This window comes from Bacillus sp. FSL E2-8900, from assembly GCF_037966225.1.
Taxonomy (GTDB): domain Bacteria; phylum Bacillota; class Bacilli; order Bacillales; family Bacillaceae_G; genus Bacillus_A; species Bacillus_A cereus.
This window is the reverse complement of sequence record NZ_CP150193.1, coordinates 2,084,896-2,103,150: the sequence shown is the minus strand read 5'-3', so window position 1 is coordinate 2,103,150 and position 18,255 is coordinate 2,084,896. Positions and strand designations below refer to the sequence as shown.

The following is an 18,255-nucleotide window of genomic DNA, read 5'->3' as shown; positions in this document are numbered from 1 at the left end:
GTGACCCCCTATTATCACTTTTTTATCTTGTAAATATATCTTGCATACTATAAAATCGAAAAGTATTTTTATTTTTCAGAAAAATAAAAACAATAACACGAAATTTATTGTATAATGTTGTAAAAAGATGTCGGAGGGATTTAATGTTAAATAAAATATCTCAATTCACAATTAAGCTTTCATCAATTCTTTTATCACTCTTACTATTATTAAATTTACCTTATTTATTTATTACTCAACAAGGATTTACCTTTCAACCAATTTATTTTTTTAATCAGACCGTTACTATGTTAAAACAGGTTTTTTCCCCTGAATCATTAGTGATTATAGGATCAGACCCGAAGTTTGGCCATTTCAAAAAAACACCATTATTTCCAACTGTTTTAGAACCTTACCTATATTCATTTACTATATTATTTTTAGCCTTTTTTCTTGCTCTCTTTTTATCATCTAGCATGGCATTTTTTTATTTTTTAGCAAAAGATTATATAAAAAAATGGATAAACCGAATTGTGTTCATATTAGAAGCTGTCCCTGATATGATGATGATGATTTGTTTGCAAATTTTTTTCATATGGGTACTTCAGAAATTTGGGGAATCTCCTGTCACTATTATTTCCTTTAATGAAAATCGAGCTTATTTACTCCCTATTTTATCATTAGCTGTCTTACCTACATTACAAATGTTTCGGATGATGGTGTTATACATAAAAGAAGAGCAAGGAAAACATTACGTAGAGGTTGCATATGGAAAAGGCCTTTCATCAAGTTATATACTATGCATTCATTTATTCAAAAATATATCTATCCACTTCTTCCACCATTTAAAAACGATTTTTGTTTTCTTACTTTCTAATTTATTCATTTTAGAATTTGTTTTTAATATGGAAGGCATTATTCAATTTTTATTTAATAAGGCGTTTGTTTCACCTCCAGCTGCATTAATCATACTTGTTATGATTATTTTACCATTTTATGCTATTTTCCAAATAGTCTCATTCATGATGAATAGATGGAAAAAGCAATTGAAAGGAGTATCATTATGAAATCTATTTGGAAATCAAAACGCTTTTTAATCGGCTTTACTTATCTATTCATACTTATTTCAGCTAGTTTTATTTATAGTTGGTTCTTTAAAGATAACATCCCAAAACCTCCTCAGTTACTTTACAATGACAATAACGAATTACTTGGAAAGGCCCCCTTTCCGCCATCGTTAATTCCACCTTTTGGATCTGATCGTTTTGGAGAGTCTGTTTTCTTACAAATTGTAGAAGGAGCAAAATTCACTATTTTATTAGCCATGGCAATTAGCTTCTTTCGAATTTTATGCGGAACATGTATAGGAATCCTCTTAAGTTTATTTGCTCCAAAACTCAAAAGATTTTTCCAGTCATGCTCAGAAGTTTTTTATTATATTCCAACTCTATTTATCGCATTCATACTCATCACGCCCGTTAATATTATAATCACATCAAATGCTGATGGGGTAGATCCAAATATTTCATTTACGTTTTATCAAGTACTCGTACTTATTTTCGTCGCTCTGCCTACACTTTCTTTATACATATCCTCAGAAGTTGATGAATTTATGAAACAAGATTACGTCTTAAGTTCACAATTACTGGGGGCTAGTCGTTTTCATATTATAAAAAAACACTTACGAGTCTTATTACTTGACCGCTTATTTGTATTATTTATGGAACATATCGTCCAAACACTCATACTCGTTATCCATTTAGCGTTGCTTAACATTGTAATTGGCGGCATACAAATGCGTGAACTCTATGACGGAGTGCCCAAACCTGTTTCTCTATCTAATGATTGGGCAGGTCTTATTGGATTAAATCGTAATGAAATGAATCTTTCATGGTGGATTATTTTTTATACTCTCGCTTCATTCTTTATTACGATTCTATTTATTAAGCTTATGACCATCGGGATTCAAGATGCACTGAAAGCAAGAGATTCGCAAATTGTAGCAATTCAAAACGTTCCAGATCATAAAAAATTTGTTAAACATAAAGATTCCTTTTCGTTTGCCAATAAAGTAAACCTTTAATCATTTCTCATTAATCAAGTATTAATTGGCATCGATATTAGTAGAAAATAAAGAAGATGATCCCTATTAAATACAGGGATCATCTTCTTATGCTGTCTAGCTTTTTTACATGTCCTTTGCTAGACTCATGCTTTTTATATTTAAAGTGAATTATTTGCAATCACAATTATGTTTTTTAAAATCAATTACCATACGCCCTTGAATTCTACCTTGTTCCATTTCTTCGAATACATTTTGTACTTTATCTAGAGAACAAGTTTGAACAACTGGCACTACTTTTCCTTCTGCCCCGAACATAAACGCCTCTTCCAAATCTTTACGAGTACCAACTAGAGAACCAACTACTTCAATTCCATCCAGTACAAGTCGTGGGATGTTTAAGTCCATTGTTTCTACTGGTAGCCCTACTGCAACTACTTTACCGCAAGCACGTACTGCATCAACTGCTGAGTTAAAGGCTACTTTAGAGACTGCTGTTACTACCGCAGCATAAGCGCCACCAAACTCCTCTTGCACAATTTTATCAGCAGGACCTTGAGAAATTGGATTGATAGTCATATCAGCACCAACTTCTTTCGCTAAGGCTAATTTGTCGTCATTAATGTCTACTGCGATTACCTTTGCACCAAATACATTTTTAGCATATTGGATAGCTAAGTTACCTAATCCACCGCAGCCATAGATTACAATAGGTTGACTAGGTTTAATATCTGATACTTTAATAGCTTTATATGTAGTTACACCAGCACAAGTAATTGATGATGCTTGAGCAGGATCTAATCCTTCTGGTACTTTTACCGCATAATCAGCTGTAACGATACATTGTTCAGCCATACCACCATCCACTGAATAACCAGCGTTTTTAACTTCACGGCAAAATGTTTCTCTACCAGTTACACAATATTCACAACGTCCACAAGATTGGAACATCCATGCAATACTTACACGGTCACCTATCTTTAGTGAAGTAACATCATCAGCTATTTTCGTAACAATACCTACACCCTCATGACCAAGAATACGGCCATCAGTGTTACCAAAATCATGATTCGCAACGTGTAAATCAGTGTGGCACACTCCACAATACTCTACATCTACTAACGCTTCACCTGAGTGTAACGGACGTAATTCTTTTTCAATCACTTCGATGTTTGCTTTGCTGTTTTTATTAACCACTACTGCTTTCATATGTGATCTCCCCTTTAGTGTTTTAGCATTTTAATGAGTTTATCTCACAACTACTTTCTTCACTACTTTGGCTAGTTATTGTACCAAATTTAAGTGTTCAATCATCATTACATCTTCATCATAACATGACACTTCATAAACAACTTGTGAAATTATGAACAATATTTGAATTATTACACAAATCGGTCTTTATTTTAAATTTTTAAAAATGAGAGTTTATCATTGACTATAAGTAAGTCACATATTTCTAAAACAAAATAAAGTAACAAACTTCTCACCGATAAAAAAGCTCTTCACTCAATATTTTCTACATGTAAACACTTAGTTTCACAGTAATATCCTTTGCCACCAACATAAACTTTTTCTATTTTATTTTTGCTATTGGTTGCTAATTTAACTAATATTTCAGAAGGCGAGTGTAGAGAATAACCTTGTTCAAATACATAGACTTCTTTTTTCAAGTAGTCCTGTTCATAAAGGTAGCAAGCTAATGCACCGTTCGAAGTTCCAGTCGCTGCTTCTTCATTGATGTCGTATAGCGGAGCAAAATTTCTGCATATAATTCGATTGTCATTAAAAGTATATAAATGCATCCCGACAACATTATAATACTTGCTGATTTCTTTAATTTTTTCAAAATTAGGTTGCAGTGCATGTAATTGTATTTCGCTTTTTATAGGAATTAAAATATCTTTTAAGCCCGTGGAGACAATTTGAATTGGGTATTTATTGTCTATATCTTTACTATCAAAACAGTCGGTGAACTCATTTGGAGATACAACATCATAGAATATCGGTTTATTTTGTTCCATGAATATGATGTCATCTGTTATAGTAATAGTAAGAACACCGCTGTTCGTTTCAATCGTATAGCGATTCCTGAAAAGTTTATTTAAATGCATCAGTATCGCGAAAGAGCCAATTGTGGCATGACCACATAAATCAACTTCTTCTTTTGGAGTAAAATACTCAAATTTATAATCAGCAAGTTCAGATTCTGATATAAATGCGGTTTCCGCATAACCCAGTTGTTTGGCTATTTCCATTTTTTGAGTAGTGGTCAATGTATTTGTATTCTCAATAAATACCACTCCTGCTTTATTTCCGCCTTTATGATCCTTGCTAAATGCACTTGCAACATAAACAGATATTTTCATAAGACATCTTCCTCACTTATAGTAAATTATAGTATAGAAAGCACTACATATAAATTCCATTGGATAAATTATCCCTAAAATAAGAAACAAACTATTTTTAGCATTTGAACTCTCCAAAAATAGTTTGTCTACAGTCTGAAAGCTCTTCATTTGAAGAGCTTTTTTTATATTCGCTTCATCGAAATCGTTTCACGTATACTTTGTAAATTTTTTAGAGTTTCCTCTTGTCGCTGCAACGACAACCCTACATACAAAGTATCTAATAAGCTTAACTGTGCTAATCGTGATGAACTTGCTTCTGTGCGGAATTCAGTCTCACGTGTTGATGTATATAACGTTATATCAGCAAGTTGACTTAATGCTGATTTCTTATAGCTCGTAATCGCAATAATTTTGGCCCCTCTTGCTTTCGCTACTTCTAACGCTTCAAGTAATCCTTTATTGCTACCAGAATGAGAAATACCAATAACAACTGAATTTTCCGAGAGTAAACCTGCTCCCATAATTTGAAAATGCGAATCAGTATGAGCGATACAAGAAATACCCGTTCTCATAAACTTATGATACGCATCCATTGCAATAATACCAGAGCCACCATTTCCATAAAACTCAATTCGACTTGCTTCTTGTAAGGCTCGTACAGCCTGCTCAAGTGCCGTTTCATTAAGCAAATGTAAAGTATCTTGCAGTCCTGTAATATGCGAATGAAAAACTTTTTTAGCAACAGTTACCATACTATCTTCTGCTGATACCTCTTCATGGATATTTTGCATCGGTGTATGTACAATTTCACGAGCTAATGTAATCTTTAAATCTTGAAAACCTTGCAAACCAAGGTTTTTACATAAGCGGAATATCGTAGCTTCGGAACTATTCGTAACTTCAGCTAATTCTGTAATAGATTTATGTACAACATCTTGTGGATGTTTCAAAATATGTTCGGCAATACTTCGCAATTTCGGTGATAAACCATTTAACGAAGCCTGAATCTTTCCAATCCCACTTCTTGTACCAGGCATAGCATATCCTCCCCTTCCATCGTAGCTTTATCCTGTAAAAACCGATTAGTTAAACTAATCATCAGTGGGGATGGTCCCCCACTGATTAGAGTTTCACTTTATTGTACCTAATTATCGAAAGAAGAAAAACCTATATTAGGGATTACTATAAATTTTAATTGCTCCTATGTATTCTGTCATACGATATAACAGAATTATTCATGCTTATGAATAATTCTCTCCATGTTTCACTGCGTATAATGCGGCTTGCGTACGATCATCCACTTCCAATTTAGCTAAAACGTTTGAAACGTGTGTTTTCACAGTTTGTTCTGTAATATGAAGTTCTGCTGCAATCTCCTTGTTGCTTCTTCCTTTCGCAATTTCGCGAAGTACCTCTTGCTCTCTTTTCGTTAACATTGAAAAAGGATTTTCTACTTCCTTCTTTACTGCAGAACGCCCCATTAATGCAGGTGTTACTTTCGGGTGAAAATTCGCATTTCCTTGATGTACTGCAATAATAGAAGCGACAAGTTGCTCAGGTTGTACTTCTTTTAATTGATAACCATCTGCTCCAGCTTCAAGTGCTGGTATAACATAATCTTGCTCTGAAAAACTACTTAATATAAGTACCTTTATTGTCTCATCATATTGCTTTAGACGTTTTGTTGCCTCAATTCCATCCATTTTCGGCATCGATACATCCATTAGTACGACATCTGGTCTTTCTTTTTGCACGAAATGTAATGCCTCTTCGCCATTTTCCGCTTCCCCAATAATTTCAAATTCTTCTCTCGTTTTCAAAAAGAATACAAGTCCTCTTCGAACGATATGATGATCCTCAACTAGTAGCAGTTTAATCTTCAACCTTATTCTCCCCTTCAAATCGGCAATTGAATTTCTATTTTTGTACCCTTTTTCAGCTCTGTTATAATTTGAAACGATCCCTTCATTAACTGAATACGTTCCTTCATACTTTTCAGGCCAAGTGCTGATTCCCTTACTTGTTCTTGTATAAATCCTATTCCATTGTCTTCTATGTAAAAATGTAACTGGTTATTTTCTATTTTCAAAAGAATATGTACCTTTTCACACGAAGCATGCTTTTTACAATTATGTAGCGCCTCTTGGCTAATACGCCATAAAACTTCTTCTATTTCATCCCCAATTGAAACCATCCCATCAATTCGAACTTCCACTTGAACTCCTAATAACTTCCCGTAATTTTGAATTGCTTCTGCTAATCCTTTCTCCAATCCTTCAGGTCTTAATTGCCAAATTAATAGCGTCATCTCTTGTAATGCTTCTTGTGATAATTCCCCAATATAACTTAACATCTCTTGCAATTCTCTATCTTGCGTCATATTCAGAGTACCTTTCGCCGTTAGCATAATAGAAAATAACAATTGTTTTACTGAATCATGTAAATCACGTGCAAGTCGATTTCTTTCCGCTACCACTACATATTTACGTTCTTTCTCAACTAATTGAATACGTTGTATTGTCGTTCCAATTTGAAATGCAATTGATTCTAATAAGGCTAACTCTTCCTCAGAAAAATGAGTCTTATGAGGTGCAGCCACATTTAGTAGACCAAATTTTTCTGATCCAGACCTAAGCGGAATTGTCGCATGATGTGTAACATCTTCTGTCTCTCCCCAATTACATTCAATTGCATCTTCTATTCGCTTACATTCAATAATATTAGTCGCTTTTTCCAATCTCCCATTCACAAAACGTTCTACACACCAACAGTTTCCTTCACACATCGGCTTCTTCTTTTGCCACGTAAGAGCCTCTGGTAAATTTTCGTCTACAAGCATGCTGTGCTTTCCACTTTCATCAATAAAGAATATCCACCCTGTTTGTAAATTCATTACTTGTAACAATGTATGCAACACTTTTTCCAACATATGCTGTAAGTTTGTTGCTTCATTTAATAATTCAGCAATTTCTTTTAATGCTTCTAAACGACGCATCTCTTTTTCTTCAAAGTTCATTCTCATCACCAACTACAATTATAACATTAAGAAATTTCTAAATTCTATAAATAAAAAAAGAACCGAATTCCTTCAGCCCTTTCTTTATATCAATCATTTTATTATTGTTATTCTATCCAATGTTGGAAGCAGAATTTTTGTTAACAAACGATTCTACTTTAGCTGTCCGATAAAGATTGTCCACCATGGATATGCTGTAAACCTTCAGTAGTAACAACCATATTCGCTGCTGGCATTTGCACTTGATTCTTATGGAACATAGACATTAATTCAAATCTTACTTGTCTAGAAGTTTCAAAATAATCTTCTGGCTTTATTAAACCTGTAATACAAAATTCATAGCCAACATATTTCAAGTTAGGATTTAAGTCTGTAACACCGACGTATTTAAATGGTTCAACAGCCTCATCCTCTACTCTATAAAGAGTTTGATTCAATTCTTCATTACATATAATACATACTTCTTCTAACAATTCCTTCACTCTTGTTGGATCTTCCTGATAACTTACCGTGATGCGTTCAATTACACGCATCCATCCTTTATTAAAATTTTGTATCGTTCTAATCTCTCCGTGCGGGATGGTAAGTAGTTTTCCTGACCATTCACGAATTTGCATAAAACGAATACTAATCTCTTCAATAGTTCCTGAATTTGTTCCGTTAAAAGTTACAAAATCACCAACCCGAAACTCTTTGTCCGCTAATCTTGCAAAGCCTAATATAACATCTTTTAGCATCTGTTGTGCAGCAAAACCGATGACAACTCCAGCTATCCCTGCACCTGCAATAATACTTTTTATATCTACAAATTGGCTAATTAAATATATGATAAGACTGATGATAATGATATATCTAAAAATAGATCGAATTACACTTTGAATCGTCTGCTCTATCTCTTCATCAAAAAAGCTTGATTTCCTAAAAAACCAATCAATAATACGGTTTATTACAAAAGAAATAATGATTAAAACTAAAGCAAATAGTAAAAATCTTAAAAGTAAAAACTCTCTTACATAATTAAAAAATTCTTCAGTATACGTTAATAAGCTCATTTAACCACTTCCTTACTAATTAAAAAATTCATAATCGCCTAAGTTTGTTCCAGAAAAATCTATTATCCTAATCTAAAATGCCACTATCCTTACTATGTATTTTGACTCTATTACTAATTCACCTTAAACAGTATGTCTAGGTGTTCTTTTTCCTTTCCCTTTAAATATACCCTTTTTAATAACCTAAGGGGGGAGCAAATCGTGAAATTTTTTTATACGTTAAAACTTTATTCATGTCATTACGATTTCAACTCATTTATTCATTAACTACGTAAAAAAAGAGCTGAATTTATCAGCTCTTTTATTCGATATTAATTGTTGTCTTACTGCTCTTTTCTTCTTTCAATTTTGGTAATTCAATTGTCAGTACGCTATCTTTATAATTTGCTCTAACATTTTCTTCCTCAACTTGTTTAAAACTAAAGCGTCGAGTTACAGAACCTATAGAACGTTCTTTACGAATATATGTGCCATTCTCATTTTTTTCTTCTACTTCATTATGGTTAGTTGCTTGAATCGTTAATACATCTTGTTCAAAATCAACTTGAATGTTTTCTTTTTGAAAACCTGGTAAATCTGCTTTCACAGTATATTTATCAGATTGCTCATGAACATCTACTTTAAAAGTATCCATGTTCAGTGGCTTAAAGAAAGCATCTGTCATCCCTTCTAATAAAGAAGGCCCAAAATCAAAAATGCCATTTTGACGTTTTGTTATCTCTGGAAATAAATTACGCATATTTTTTCCTCCTTATTATTTATGAATGAAAGATTATCTCTTTCTGCCTTTATTATAACATTTGGTCAAAAAAGGTCAAAGTTTTTGTTTGACCTTTTTTGATGTATATTTTACCAAATAAAACAAATAAGTTATATGTCATCTCTCCCCTTATAAAGAGGAATATATCTACATAATAACGAATAGTTTATTTGCTCTTATTTTTTCTTACGGAGGTTACATACAATGGGATATATTGAAGAACTTAGAAAAGTTGTCGGATCAAGACCACTCAATCTAGCAGGAGTTGCTGTAGCTGTTTTCAATGAACAAGGACAAATAAAAGAGACCTTTTTTAAAGGCCTCTTTTTTCACTTCACTTCTGCATGTAAGCATGACTTAAAATGTCCAAGTGCATATTCATGCCCTTGTGCATTAAAAGATGCAACCGCCTTTTCATAAACAACAATTTTAAACCCTTTATTATAAGCATCTACTGCTGTATGAAGAACACAAATATCGGTACAAACACCTACAAGATGAACTTCTTCTATTCCTCTTTCTCTTAGCTTCATATCTAAATCCGTTCCAGCAAATGCACTATACCGTGTTTTATCCATATAATATACATTCTCTGCATTTTTATATATTTCGTACACATCTTGTAATTCACCAAACAAATCTCTTCCACTTGTACCAGCTATATTATGGGGCGGGAATAACTTTGATTCTGGATGATATACATCATTTTCTTCATGTTTATCAATAGCAAAGACAACGTAATCTCCATTTTCAATATATTGCTTCGTTATATATACAATTTCCTTCTCAATTTCCTGTCCTGGTTTCCCGCAAGTTAAAGCCCCCTTTTCCGCTACAAAATCATATGTATAATCAATATTAATAAGAGCTCGTTTCATAACCACTATCTCTCCTTCTTCTGTTTCACAGTAAACAATAGAAAATTTGTTATTACGACATCGTATGTACTATTCGACATTTCAAATGAAATACCTACATTTTTCTTCTGAAACTTACCTTAGTCCGAGTTTATCATATAATAGATAAACAATGGTAAAACAAATAACTCCTATTAACAAGTCATGAATTTGATAATTGAGCGTTATTTGCATAAACTCTTGTATCGTAAACCAAATTACTGCCATCATTAGGCTAATCAAAATGATACGAATACACCAATTCACGTATTCAACCTCTTTCTCTGTCATAGTAGTAACAAGTGATTACTTCCTATTTAATCGTATTAGAAAATGAAATAAGTTATTCACTCTTGCACACTCTAGTCCAAACAAAAAAGCACACTACTTTTTGAGTAATGTACTTTTTATTCTTATTAAGACGCAGGTTTTGTCTCAAATGTTGCTTGATTAAAACTAATAACCTTTCCTTTCGGATCATTGTTTTCATACTGAACTGCAGTAATTGTATGACTACCTGTTTCCAGCGTTTTTTCTTTTAACTGCACTGTTGTCTGCGTTGTACTAGTTACTTGATGTTTATCTGTATACATTTGATCTACAAATACGAATGTTTCTTTATCACTTTGAAAATTAGAAAGTTCTAATTCAACTTGCTGAATTAACGTATCCTTTTTGATGAATACAGTCGGTATATTGCCGTTTTCAGAAGTACCATCTGGAGTAATAACTTTTACTTTCCCTTCTCCAATTGACATTGCTCCTTCAGGAAATACAACCATATTCTCATCACTTGCGTTTACAACTTGTTCTTCCTGTTTTGATTGCGCGTCCTCTTTTTCCTGTGGAGCACCGCAACCAACTAATAACAATACAGACAATCCAGTGATTATGAATTTTTTCAAAATTCATCCCCCCTGTAACTTCATTATAATTTATTATACAAAAATAACTTTTAAATTTTGAGACTACATTCAACACTTTCATGAACAAATAGAATCCTGCTCACGATTAATGTATCATACTTTCCTTAATAGAACATTAATTTTTTTTATGAAATAAATAGTAATTCCCTCTTATCTATCATTTTAGCCCAACATATGAATTACATACCCTCAAAAATAAAAAGACATTGTTAATTCAATGTCTTTTCTATACAGCAATTAAAAAACAAACGTTGTAATCTCATCTACTTCTTTTCTTGGAAGTTTCTTCGGTTTATCTTTCGGAAATCCGAGTGAAATAACCATATTTATTTGTTTTTCAGGCTCAATTTGTAAATATTGGCGCAGTTCATCTTGAGCTAGCAATACTGGCCCTGTCATTGGACAAGTACCAAGTCCCTTTGCATGTGCAGCTAACATTAAGTTTTGTGCCGCTAAACAGCTACTCTTAATGCCTTCTTCTTCCCAAACTGAATCTGGAACAAAAGCAATTGGATCAAATATCTTTTCACGGAACTTTGATTCATATGGTGTTGCCAAACATACGATTAATACTGGTGCCTCCGAGAAAGCTGTTGCATATGGTCCGAAAGAACGTGTAAGTAATTTCCCTGCTTTCTCTTCTCCATTTTCTGCTGCTTTTGCCGCAAGTTTATGTAATGCATCCCATGTCATTTGTTCAATTTCTTTAATCTTCTCTCGATTCATGATAACTAAGAATTCCCACGTTTGTGAATTCGTATCACTTGGTGCGTAACGAGCACAATCAATTATTTCTTTTATATCATTAGTAGATACTTCTTGATCTGTAAACTTTCTAACACTTCGTCTTCCGTGAATTACTTCTTTAAAATCTTCATAATTCATATATTAAATCCCCTTTTTACAGCGTTTTCAAAACTTGTCCTATGCTTGAATTATATCATGAAAAAAAGCTGGAAGAATACCAGCTTTTTTCTTCATGATTAATTTGTCACTTTCAACAAACGAATCCTCTCTTCGTATGCAGCTTGTAGTTTTTTCGTAATTGTTCCTCTTTCACCAGCCCCGAACTGTTCATCACCAATTTGAACGACTGGGAATATTTCAAGTGGCGTCGCTGTAAAGAAGCACTCCTCAGCCTCATATACTTCTTGTAATGAAAACTCTCGCTCCTCTACATCGATATGTAACTCTTTCGCTAATGTAATTACATAGTGACGTGTAATACCATGTAAAATGAAATGATCCGCTGGATGTGTAATCAACTTATTATTCTTCACGATAAAGAAATTGGAATGACACCCTTCAGTCACAATACCATCTCGTACTAATATTGCTTCTTGATACCCTTGTTCATTTATTTTGTTTTTGATCATGATATTAGGAAGCAAATTTAAAGATTTTATATGGCAAAACTTCCACCTGATGTCCTCTTCTACTGTCACCTTAATCCCTGCCTCCATTGAAGCAACTGGTCTTGGGAACGAAACAAGATTTGCAAAATATGTCGGTTGTAAATCTGATTCATATAAATGATTGCGCGGTTGTGCACCTCTTGATATTTGTAAATATACATTCCCATCTTCTTGAAATTGATTTTTTTCAATCATTTGATATAACTCTTCTACTAATTCTTCCTTCGTAAATGGTGGAATTAGTTTTATTTCTGCCATAGAGTTAAAGAATCGTTCCAAATGTAAATCTAATAAATGAGGCTTGCCATCGTATAGTCTAAATACTTCATAAATCCCATCACCAAATTGGAAGCCTCGCTCTTCTAATGCTACCATCGGCTGTTCTTCTTTCGTATTAATCATTCTCCCATTAAACAAGATCCAATCTTTATGAATAGCTTTCATTCTTCCCCACTCCTTTATCACATGATTGATTTTATTGTACAACTTATGACACCCTGAAAGAAGGAATTTTCTGTATTTTTACAAACTAAAAATACATCACTTCGTAAAAGTGATGTATTTTATCATTTATTTAAGGAAATATTTTTCAATATCATCTAACATAAGGTTCGCAGCTTTAATACCGCCTGCTGTATTCCAAATTACCTCATCTACTTGGAATACTTTATTATTTTTAGAAGCCTGTAGTTGCTTAAAGAGTGGATCTTCTGTCCATTCCTTCGCTAACGAATTTCCTTCATTATTCTTATCTGCATCTTTATCAGACGTGAAATAGAATAAGTAGTCTCCGTCCATATTTGGAATCTGCTCTTTTGTAATTCCTTTTATCGCAAAATCATCTTTATCTTGTAATGGTGGTCGTTTAAATCCAATATCATTTAAAACAACGCCCGAGAATGAGTTTTTTTGATAAATACGAACATCACCTGGCACGAAACGAATAATAGAAACTTTAGAATTCAATTTATCGCCTAACTTCTCTTTCATTCCTTCAATGCGTTTTTTATAATCATCAAGAGCTTTTTGCCCTTCTTTTTCTTTATTTACAGCTTTTGTATAAAGTGTAAAGTTTTCTTTCCAATCACCGCGTAATGTTTCTGCATAAACAGTTGGTGCGATTTCTTTTAGCTGATCATATATTTTTTCATGACGCATTTTATTTCCGATAATTAAATCTGGCTTAAGCTTCATTACAGCCTCTAAATTAATATCACGTTCAGTTCCTACAACTTCCGTGTTTTTTAACTCTTTCGCTAAATGAGGATACCATTCATCACCAGCACGTGGTTTCGTAGTCCCCACTGGCGTTACGCCCACAGCTAGGAGAGCCTCTGCGCCTTCATTTGTTAAAACAACAACTTTTTTAGGTGTACCATTTACTGTCGTTTCACCCATTGCATGCTTTACCGTATATGAATCTTTTGCTTTCGCTGATATATTATTTTCTTTTTCCTCTTCTTTACCACATCCTGCAATTACAACCATGAGTATCATAATGCAGAACATAATTAGTTTTTTAGTATGTATCATATGTCCTCCCTAGATGAAATCGATTATCATTAACATTTAAAGATTAATGTATCTTACATACATTGTCAATGTATATCAGAAAACTTTTTTAATATATACTATTTAGATTCTATCCGCTTTTCTAATGTTTCTTTTTAAAACATAGTGCATAAGTATGAAAAAAATGTTGTTATTAAAATGCGTATCCTTGTTATACATAACAAGGATACGCATCCATATTGCACTATCATTTCAATTCCTAATATTGAGTATACTTAATATACGCTGGGTCATTATATACCCACTGATTTCCACCAAGGTTTAACCAACCATTTTCATTTATATATACTAAATAAGATTCTGGAGAATTTAATTGGCGGATAACTGCAGATGTAGTTGATGGACCACTTCTTAAATTTACATTCATCCCTTGTATATATGCAACCCCAATCGGGCTTCCATCACTATTGCTTGTCTTTACAAAATTAATGTAAGAAAAATCATTATACACCCATTGTCCATTCCCCAAATCTAGCCATCCGTTACTTTCTTGATATACAACGTAAGATTCTGGAGAATTTAATTGACGAATAACTGAGGAAGAAGTTGATGGACCATTTCTTAAATTTACATTTTTCCCAAGAACATAAGCGATTCCCTTCGTTTGAGGTACCGGTTGTGGGTTAGGAGGTTGTGGATTTGGAGTTACTCCAAAAATAGCTGCTATTCCATTTGCATACGCTTGACTTAGATCTTCAATAAATTGTGGATTTTTTAATAAATTTGCATCAAAAGCTGTATCAATAAAAGCAGTCTCAGTTAAAATTGCATCCATTGCGGTTTCTCTTAATACCGCATAATTTTCTTTTTTTGCTCCTCGATCACGAAGACCATATTTTGTTAATACAGGATTGACAGCTGTATGCATTTTTTGTTGCTTTGCATATGCAGTGCTGCTATTGGATAACGCATTATAAATATAACTTTCAAAACCTGTACCCCCGCCGCTATTAATATGAAATGAAATAAAATAATCCGCACTGAAAGCATTAGCAATATTAGCACGTTCAGATAAAGAAATAAACACATCACTATCACGTGTCATTTTAATTGTAATTGGGTAATTTACCGTTAAAATGTCTCGAACGCGTCTAGCAATTTGAAGTGTTAAGTTTTTTTCTACTAAACCATTACCAACAGCACCAGAATCATATCCACCGTGCCCTGCGTCTATAACAAGTTTCATTTTATTGCCCCGCCCCTCTCTTGTAATATGTTTGCATTTCTACTCGTCCTATTTTATGTGAAATGTACAAGTTCTGTTACAATTGCAAATAAAAAAACCGCCTTATGTAAGGCGGTTTCTATCATCTTGCTTTAACCAATTTAAAATAAATATATACGATTGATAGTGAACATAACGTATGCAAAATAAAATAAATAAAAGTGCTATTCCAACACCACTATAAAGTAAACCGAACTTTAAAAAAACATTTACAAGTGGTGGAAAGTTTGTTAGATTTTGCAATGCACTAAGCATACAAAACATAATGAAAAAGACAGGGACGTATTGTAATTCATACGGCTTTTTTTTCTTAATCATTCTTTTCCGAATGATTATATGACATAATTCTGCTACTATAAAGCACCCTCCAATTAATACAAGACCAGAAGTCATCGTCATACATCCACCTGTCTTATATTTATTGTATCGCATAAATAATCATCGTTATATTTTCTTTACATACTCTTCATCTTCTGAAGTAAAACCAAAACTCTCTATGAAAGACTTCGCCTTTTCTGTTAATTTCTCTTGTAGCACTTTTATTTCTTTCACATTTCTTTGTTTCATCATTTCTTCAAATGTAAAATACGTATTTGTACCATAACCGTAACCTTGGTAATCAAAATGAATAATTAGCTGTGATAAAACAGCCCGTTCCTCTTGTACACTATAATCTATTACACCAATATATGTATCATCAACTTTCACACAGTACTGTACCTTTTTCTCACCTAAACTATGCGATTTAAACATTTCTTTAACAACGCTTTCATTTTCTACAGTAACTTTCTCAAACGTAATCATATGTTGTCCATCCTTTTACTATTATTGTATCAATAATACTTCCTATTTATGAAAAAACCTTAAGACCGTATGCGATCTTAAGGTTTTTCTAATTAAACTAAGCTATACGCACGTTTTGTTTCTTCATGGAACTTATTCGTATCGTATTTATGCTCAACATAAATTTGGTGCCATACCATAAACGCAAGTACAGTCCAAATTTTACGGCTATAATCGCCTTTATCTGCACAATGTGCTTCCAGTAAGTTTAATACATACTGTTTGTCGATTAAATGCTCTGTCTTACTTTCGTTTATAATATTTATAGCCCAATCATGCATTTCGTCTTTTAACCAGTGACGAATTGGTACTGGGAATCCAAGTTTTTTACGATCTAATACGTGATCTGGAACGATTCCGCGTGCTGCTTCACGTAAAATAGCTTTCGTAGTTCCGTTAGCAATCTTAAATTCAGTTGGAATTTTAGATGCAACATCGAATACTTCTTTATCTAAGAACGGTACACGAAGTTCTAATGAGTTTGCCATTGTCATTTTATCAGCTTTTAATAAAATGTCACCGCGTAACCATGTGAACATGTCAATGTACTGCATTTTACTTACATCATCATAATCTTTAATCTCGTTATACAATGGTTTCGTGATATCCATATAGTTAACACTTTCATTGTAATACTTCATTAATTCAGCTTTTTCTTCTTCACGGAAGATTTTAGCATTTCCATAGTAACGCTCTTCAATTGGTGTACATCCACGCTCTAGGAAGCTCTTACCTTTAAATCCTTCTTTAAGAGCACCACTTAATGCTTTTAGAACGCTCTTACCTGGGCTAGGAATGTAAGAGAACATTTTTAGTGAATTTGGCTCACGGTAAATGTTATAACCACCAAATAGCTCGTCTGCGCCTTCACCAGAAAGAACAACTGTTACATGTTTACGTGCTTCTTTCGCAACGAAGTACAATGGTACAGCTGCTGGATCAGCTAAAGGATCATCCATATGCCAAATGATTTTTGGGAACTCATCCATAAATTCTTTCGCTGAAATGAATACGTTATGGTTTTTAACGCCTAATTTCTCAGCAGTTTCTTTCGCAACATCAACTTCACTGAAACCACGTTGCTCAAAACCAACAGAGAATGTTAAAAGATTTGGATTCATTTCTCTTGCGATAGAAGCGATGATAGATGAATCGATACCACCAGATAAGAATGAACCTACTGGTACATCACTACGCATATGCACTTTTACTGAATCATATAACACATCACGAATTGCTTGGATATGCTCCTCTTTCGTTGCACTTGAAGCGTTGAAATAAGGTTTCCAGTAGCGATGGATTTCCATCTCTTTACCGATTTCTTTTACGAAATAATGACCAGGCTCGATTTTATTAACATCAATTGTTAAAGTTTCTGGCTCTGGACCATATTGGTACGTAAAGTAATGTTGTAGTGACGTTGGATTAACGCCTTTATCTTCCATCACATGCATAATACTTTTCTTCTCAGATGCGAAGAATGTAGTATCACCTTGTTGTGCGATGTATAAAGGTTTAATACCGAAGTGGTCACGTGCACCGAAAAGTTTCTTTTCTTCACGATCCCAAATCATAAATGCAAACATACCACGAAGGTAATCTACACATTTTTCTTTCATATGTGCATACAATGCAATGATAACTTCTGTATCAGATTGCGTTGCAAACGTTGCACCTTTTTCAAGTAACATTTCACGTAATTCTACATAGTTGTAAATTTCACCATTAAAAATAATTACATATCGATCATTTTCATAAGTTAGCGGCTGATGTCCTGCCTCTAAGTCAATGATGCTTAAACGGCGGAAGCCAAATTGTACATGTTCATCACGAAAATATCCTTCGTCATCTGGACCACGGTGGAAAATCATCGTGTTCATATTTTCAAATTGATGTTTTTCTGTTTCTGAAAACTCTCTAGGGTTTTCACATAAACATCCTACAAAACCACACATACTTCTTACCCTCTTTCAGTTTTCATTCTGTCTCTATACTACTATATCAACCCTATTTATACTAGCATAATCAACTGAATAAGGCGACCAAAAACTATAAAAAAATCACTCCATTTCACATTTTTAACAATTTTTTATGAAAACATGAAAACTAGGCACTCACCTTTCTCCGCTTTTGTCATATGATATTGCAAATTGATTTCTAG

The 18,255-nt window shown here is 33.4% G+C and carries 19 protein-coding genes and 1 pseudogene; 3 read left to right on the top strand and 17 right to left on the bottom strand.

The features are described from left to right. Positions 1-143: 143 nt before the first annotated feature. Both NST90_RS10900 and NST90_RS10895 read left to right on the top strand, forming a co-directional pair. Positions 144-1,046, top strand: coding sequence for an ABC transporter permease subunit (locus tag NST90_RS10900; RefSeq protein ID WP_048535189.1), 903 nt, complete (start codon positions 144-146; stop codon positions 1,044-1,046). After that, on the top strand, positions 1,043-2,062 hold the full coding sequence (locus NST90_RS10895; protein WP_048535191.1) for an ABC transporter permease subunit: 1,020 nt from the start codon (positions 1,043-1,045) through the stop codon (positions 2,060-2,062). Before NST90_RS10900 ends, NST90_RS10895 begins: the two co-directional genes overlap by 4 nt. Before the next feature lie 150 nt (positions 2,063-2,212). Here the strand turns inward: NST90_RS10895 and adhP are convergent, their stop codons facing one another. The 7 genes from adhP to NST90_RS10860 all read right to left on the bottom strand — a co-directional run bounded on the left by adhP (position 2,213) and on the right by NST90_RS10860 (position 9,196). Next, positions 2,213-3,250: an alcohol dehydrogenase AdhP gene (gene adhP, locus NST90_RS10890; protein ID WP_000649119.1), complete on the bottom strand. Its 1,038-nt coding sequence runs from the start codon at positions 3,248-3,250 to the stop codon at positions 2,213-2,215. Positions 3,251-3,543: 293 nt separating this feature from the next. After that, complete coding sequence (locus NST90_RS10885) at positions 3,544-4,407, bottom strand: PhzF family phenazine biosynthesis protein (protein ID WP_000704323.1); 864 nt, start codon at positions 4,405-4,407, stop codon at positions 3,544-3,546. Positions 4,408-4,571: 164 nt separating this feature from the next. Beyond that, the gene (locus tag NST90_RS10880) at positions 4,572-5,426 is read right to left on the bottom strand and encodes a MurR/RpiR family transcriptional regulator (protein WP_001119646.1); all 855 of its coding nucleotides are present in this window, start codon (positions 5,424-5,426) and stop codon (positions 4,572-4,574) included. Between the two features lie 204 nt (positions 5,427-5,630). After that, positions 5,631-6,272 carry a two-component system response regulator CasR gene (gene casR, locus NST90_RS10875; protein ID WP_000694629.1) on the bottom strand — a complete coding sequence of 214 codons (642 nt, stop codon included), beginning with the start codon at positions 6,270-6,272 and terminating at the stop codon, positions 5,631-5,633. A 14-nt stretch (positions 6,273-6,286) separates the two neighbouring features. After that, positions 6,287-7,384, bottom strand: a complete 1,098-nt coding sequence (gene casK / locus NST90_RS10870) for a two-component system sensor histidine kinase CasK (RefSeq protein WP_170871709.1) — start codon at positions 7,382-7,384, stop codon at positions 6,287-6,289. 179 nt (positions 7,385-7,563) lie between these two features. Further along, positions 7,564-8,457 carry a mechanosensitive ion channel family protein gene (locus tag NST90_RS10865; RefSeq protein ID WP_006925149.1) on the bottom strand — a complete coding sequence of 298 codons (894 nt, stop codon included), beginning with the start codon at positions 8,455-8,457 and terminating at the stop codon, positions 7,564-7,566. Positions 8,458-8,758: 301 nt separating this feature from the next. Beyond that, the gene (locus NST90_RS10860) at positions 8,759-9,196 is read right to left on the bottom strand and encodes an Hsp20/alpha crystallin family protein (RefSeq protein ID WP_098616746.1); all 438 of its coding nucleotides are present in this window, start codon (positions 9,194-9,196) and stop codon (positions 8,759-8,761) included. 225 nt (positions 9,197-9,421) lie between these two features. On the opposite strand from NST90_RS10860, the pseudogene NST90_RS10855 reads away from it, so the two are divergent. Continuing rightward, positions 9,422-9,517 (top strand): annotated as a pseudogene (locus NST90_RS10855) (DNA mismatch repair protein MutT); the annotation flags it as partial. 29 nt (positions 9,518-9,546) lie between these two features. On the opposite strand, the gene NST90_RS10850 reads toward NST90_RS10855, so the two are convergent. The 10 genes from NST90_RS10850 to asnB all read right to left on the bottom strand — a co-directional run bounded on the left by NST90_RS10850 (position 9,547) and on the right by asnB (position 18,049). Next, positions 9,547-10,095 (bottom strand): isochorismatase family cysteine hydrolase, encoded by a 549-nt coding sequence (locus NST90_RS10850; RefSeq protein WP_283748266.1) that lies wholly within the window; start codon positions 10,093-10,095, stop codon positions 9,547-9,549. A gap of 114 nt (positions 10,096-10,209) precedes the next feature. Further along, entirely contained in the window at positions 10,210-10,404 is a 195-nt protein-coding gene (locus tag NST90_RS10845; protein ID WP_033686798.1) for a hypothetical protein, read from the bottom strand. Between the two features lie 125 nt (positions 10,405-10,529). Further along, positions 10,530-11,018, bottom strand: a complete 489-nt coding sequence (locus tag NST90_RS10840) for a hypothetical protein (protein ID WP_000713496.1) — start codon at positions 11,016-11,018, stop codon at positions 10,530-10,532. Between the two features lie 258 nt (positions 11,019-11,276). Next, positions 11,277-11,924 carry a nitroreductase family protein gene (locus tag NST90_RS10835; protein WP_001105284.1) on the bottom strand — a complete coding sequence of 216 codons (648 nt, stop codon included), beginning with the start codon at positions 11,922-11,924 and terminating at the stop codon, positions 11,277-11,279. 98 nt (positions 11,925-12,022) lie between these two features. Further along, on the bottom strand, positions 12,023-12,898 hold the full coding sequence (gene dat / locus NST90_RS10830; protein ID WP_049107733.1) for a D-amino-acid transaminase: 876 nt from the start codon (positions 12,896-12,898) through the stop codon (positions 12,023-12,025). Between the two features lie 126 nt (positions 12,899-13,024). After that, on the bottom strand, positions 13,025-13,987 hold the full coding sequence (locus NST90_RS10825; RefSeq protein ID WP_016122427.1) for an iron-siderophore ABC transporter substrate-binding protein: 963 nt from the start codon (positions 13,985-13,987) through the stop codon (positions 13,025-13,027). Between the two features lie 238 nt (positions 13,988-14,225). Then, the gene (locus NST90_RS10820) at positions 14,226-15,212 is read right to left on the bottom strand and encodes an N-acetylmuramoyl-L-alanine amidase (protein WP_016122426.1); all 987 of its coding nucleotides are present in this window, start codon (positions 15,210-15,212) and stop codon (positions 14,226-14,228) included. Between the two features lie 102 nt (positions 15,213-15,314). Beyond that, positions 15,315-15,644 carry a hypothetical protein gene (locus NST90_RS10815; protein ID WP_016122425.1) on the bottom strand — a complete coding sequence of 110 codons (330 nt, stop codon included), beginning with the start codon at positions 15,642-15,644 and terminating at the stop codon, positions 15,315-15,317. 51 nt (positions 15,645-15,695) lie between these two features. Further along, positions 15,696-16,055, bottom strand: a complete 360-nt coding sequence (locus NST90_RS10810; protein ID WP_000627523.1) for a GNAT family N-acetyltransferase — start codon at positions 16,053-16,055, stop codon at positions 15,696-15,698. Between the two features lie 92 nt (positions 16,056-16,147). Further along, positions 16,148-18,049, bottom strand: a complete 1,902-nt coding sequence (gene asnB, locus NST90_RS10805; RefSeq protein WP_000333816.1) for an asparagine synthase (glutamine-hydrolyzing) — start codon at positions 18,047-18,049, stop codon at positions 16,148-16,150. Positions 18,050-18,255 lie beyond the last annotated feature (206 nt).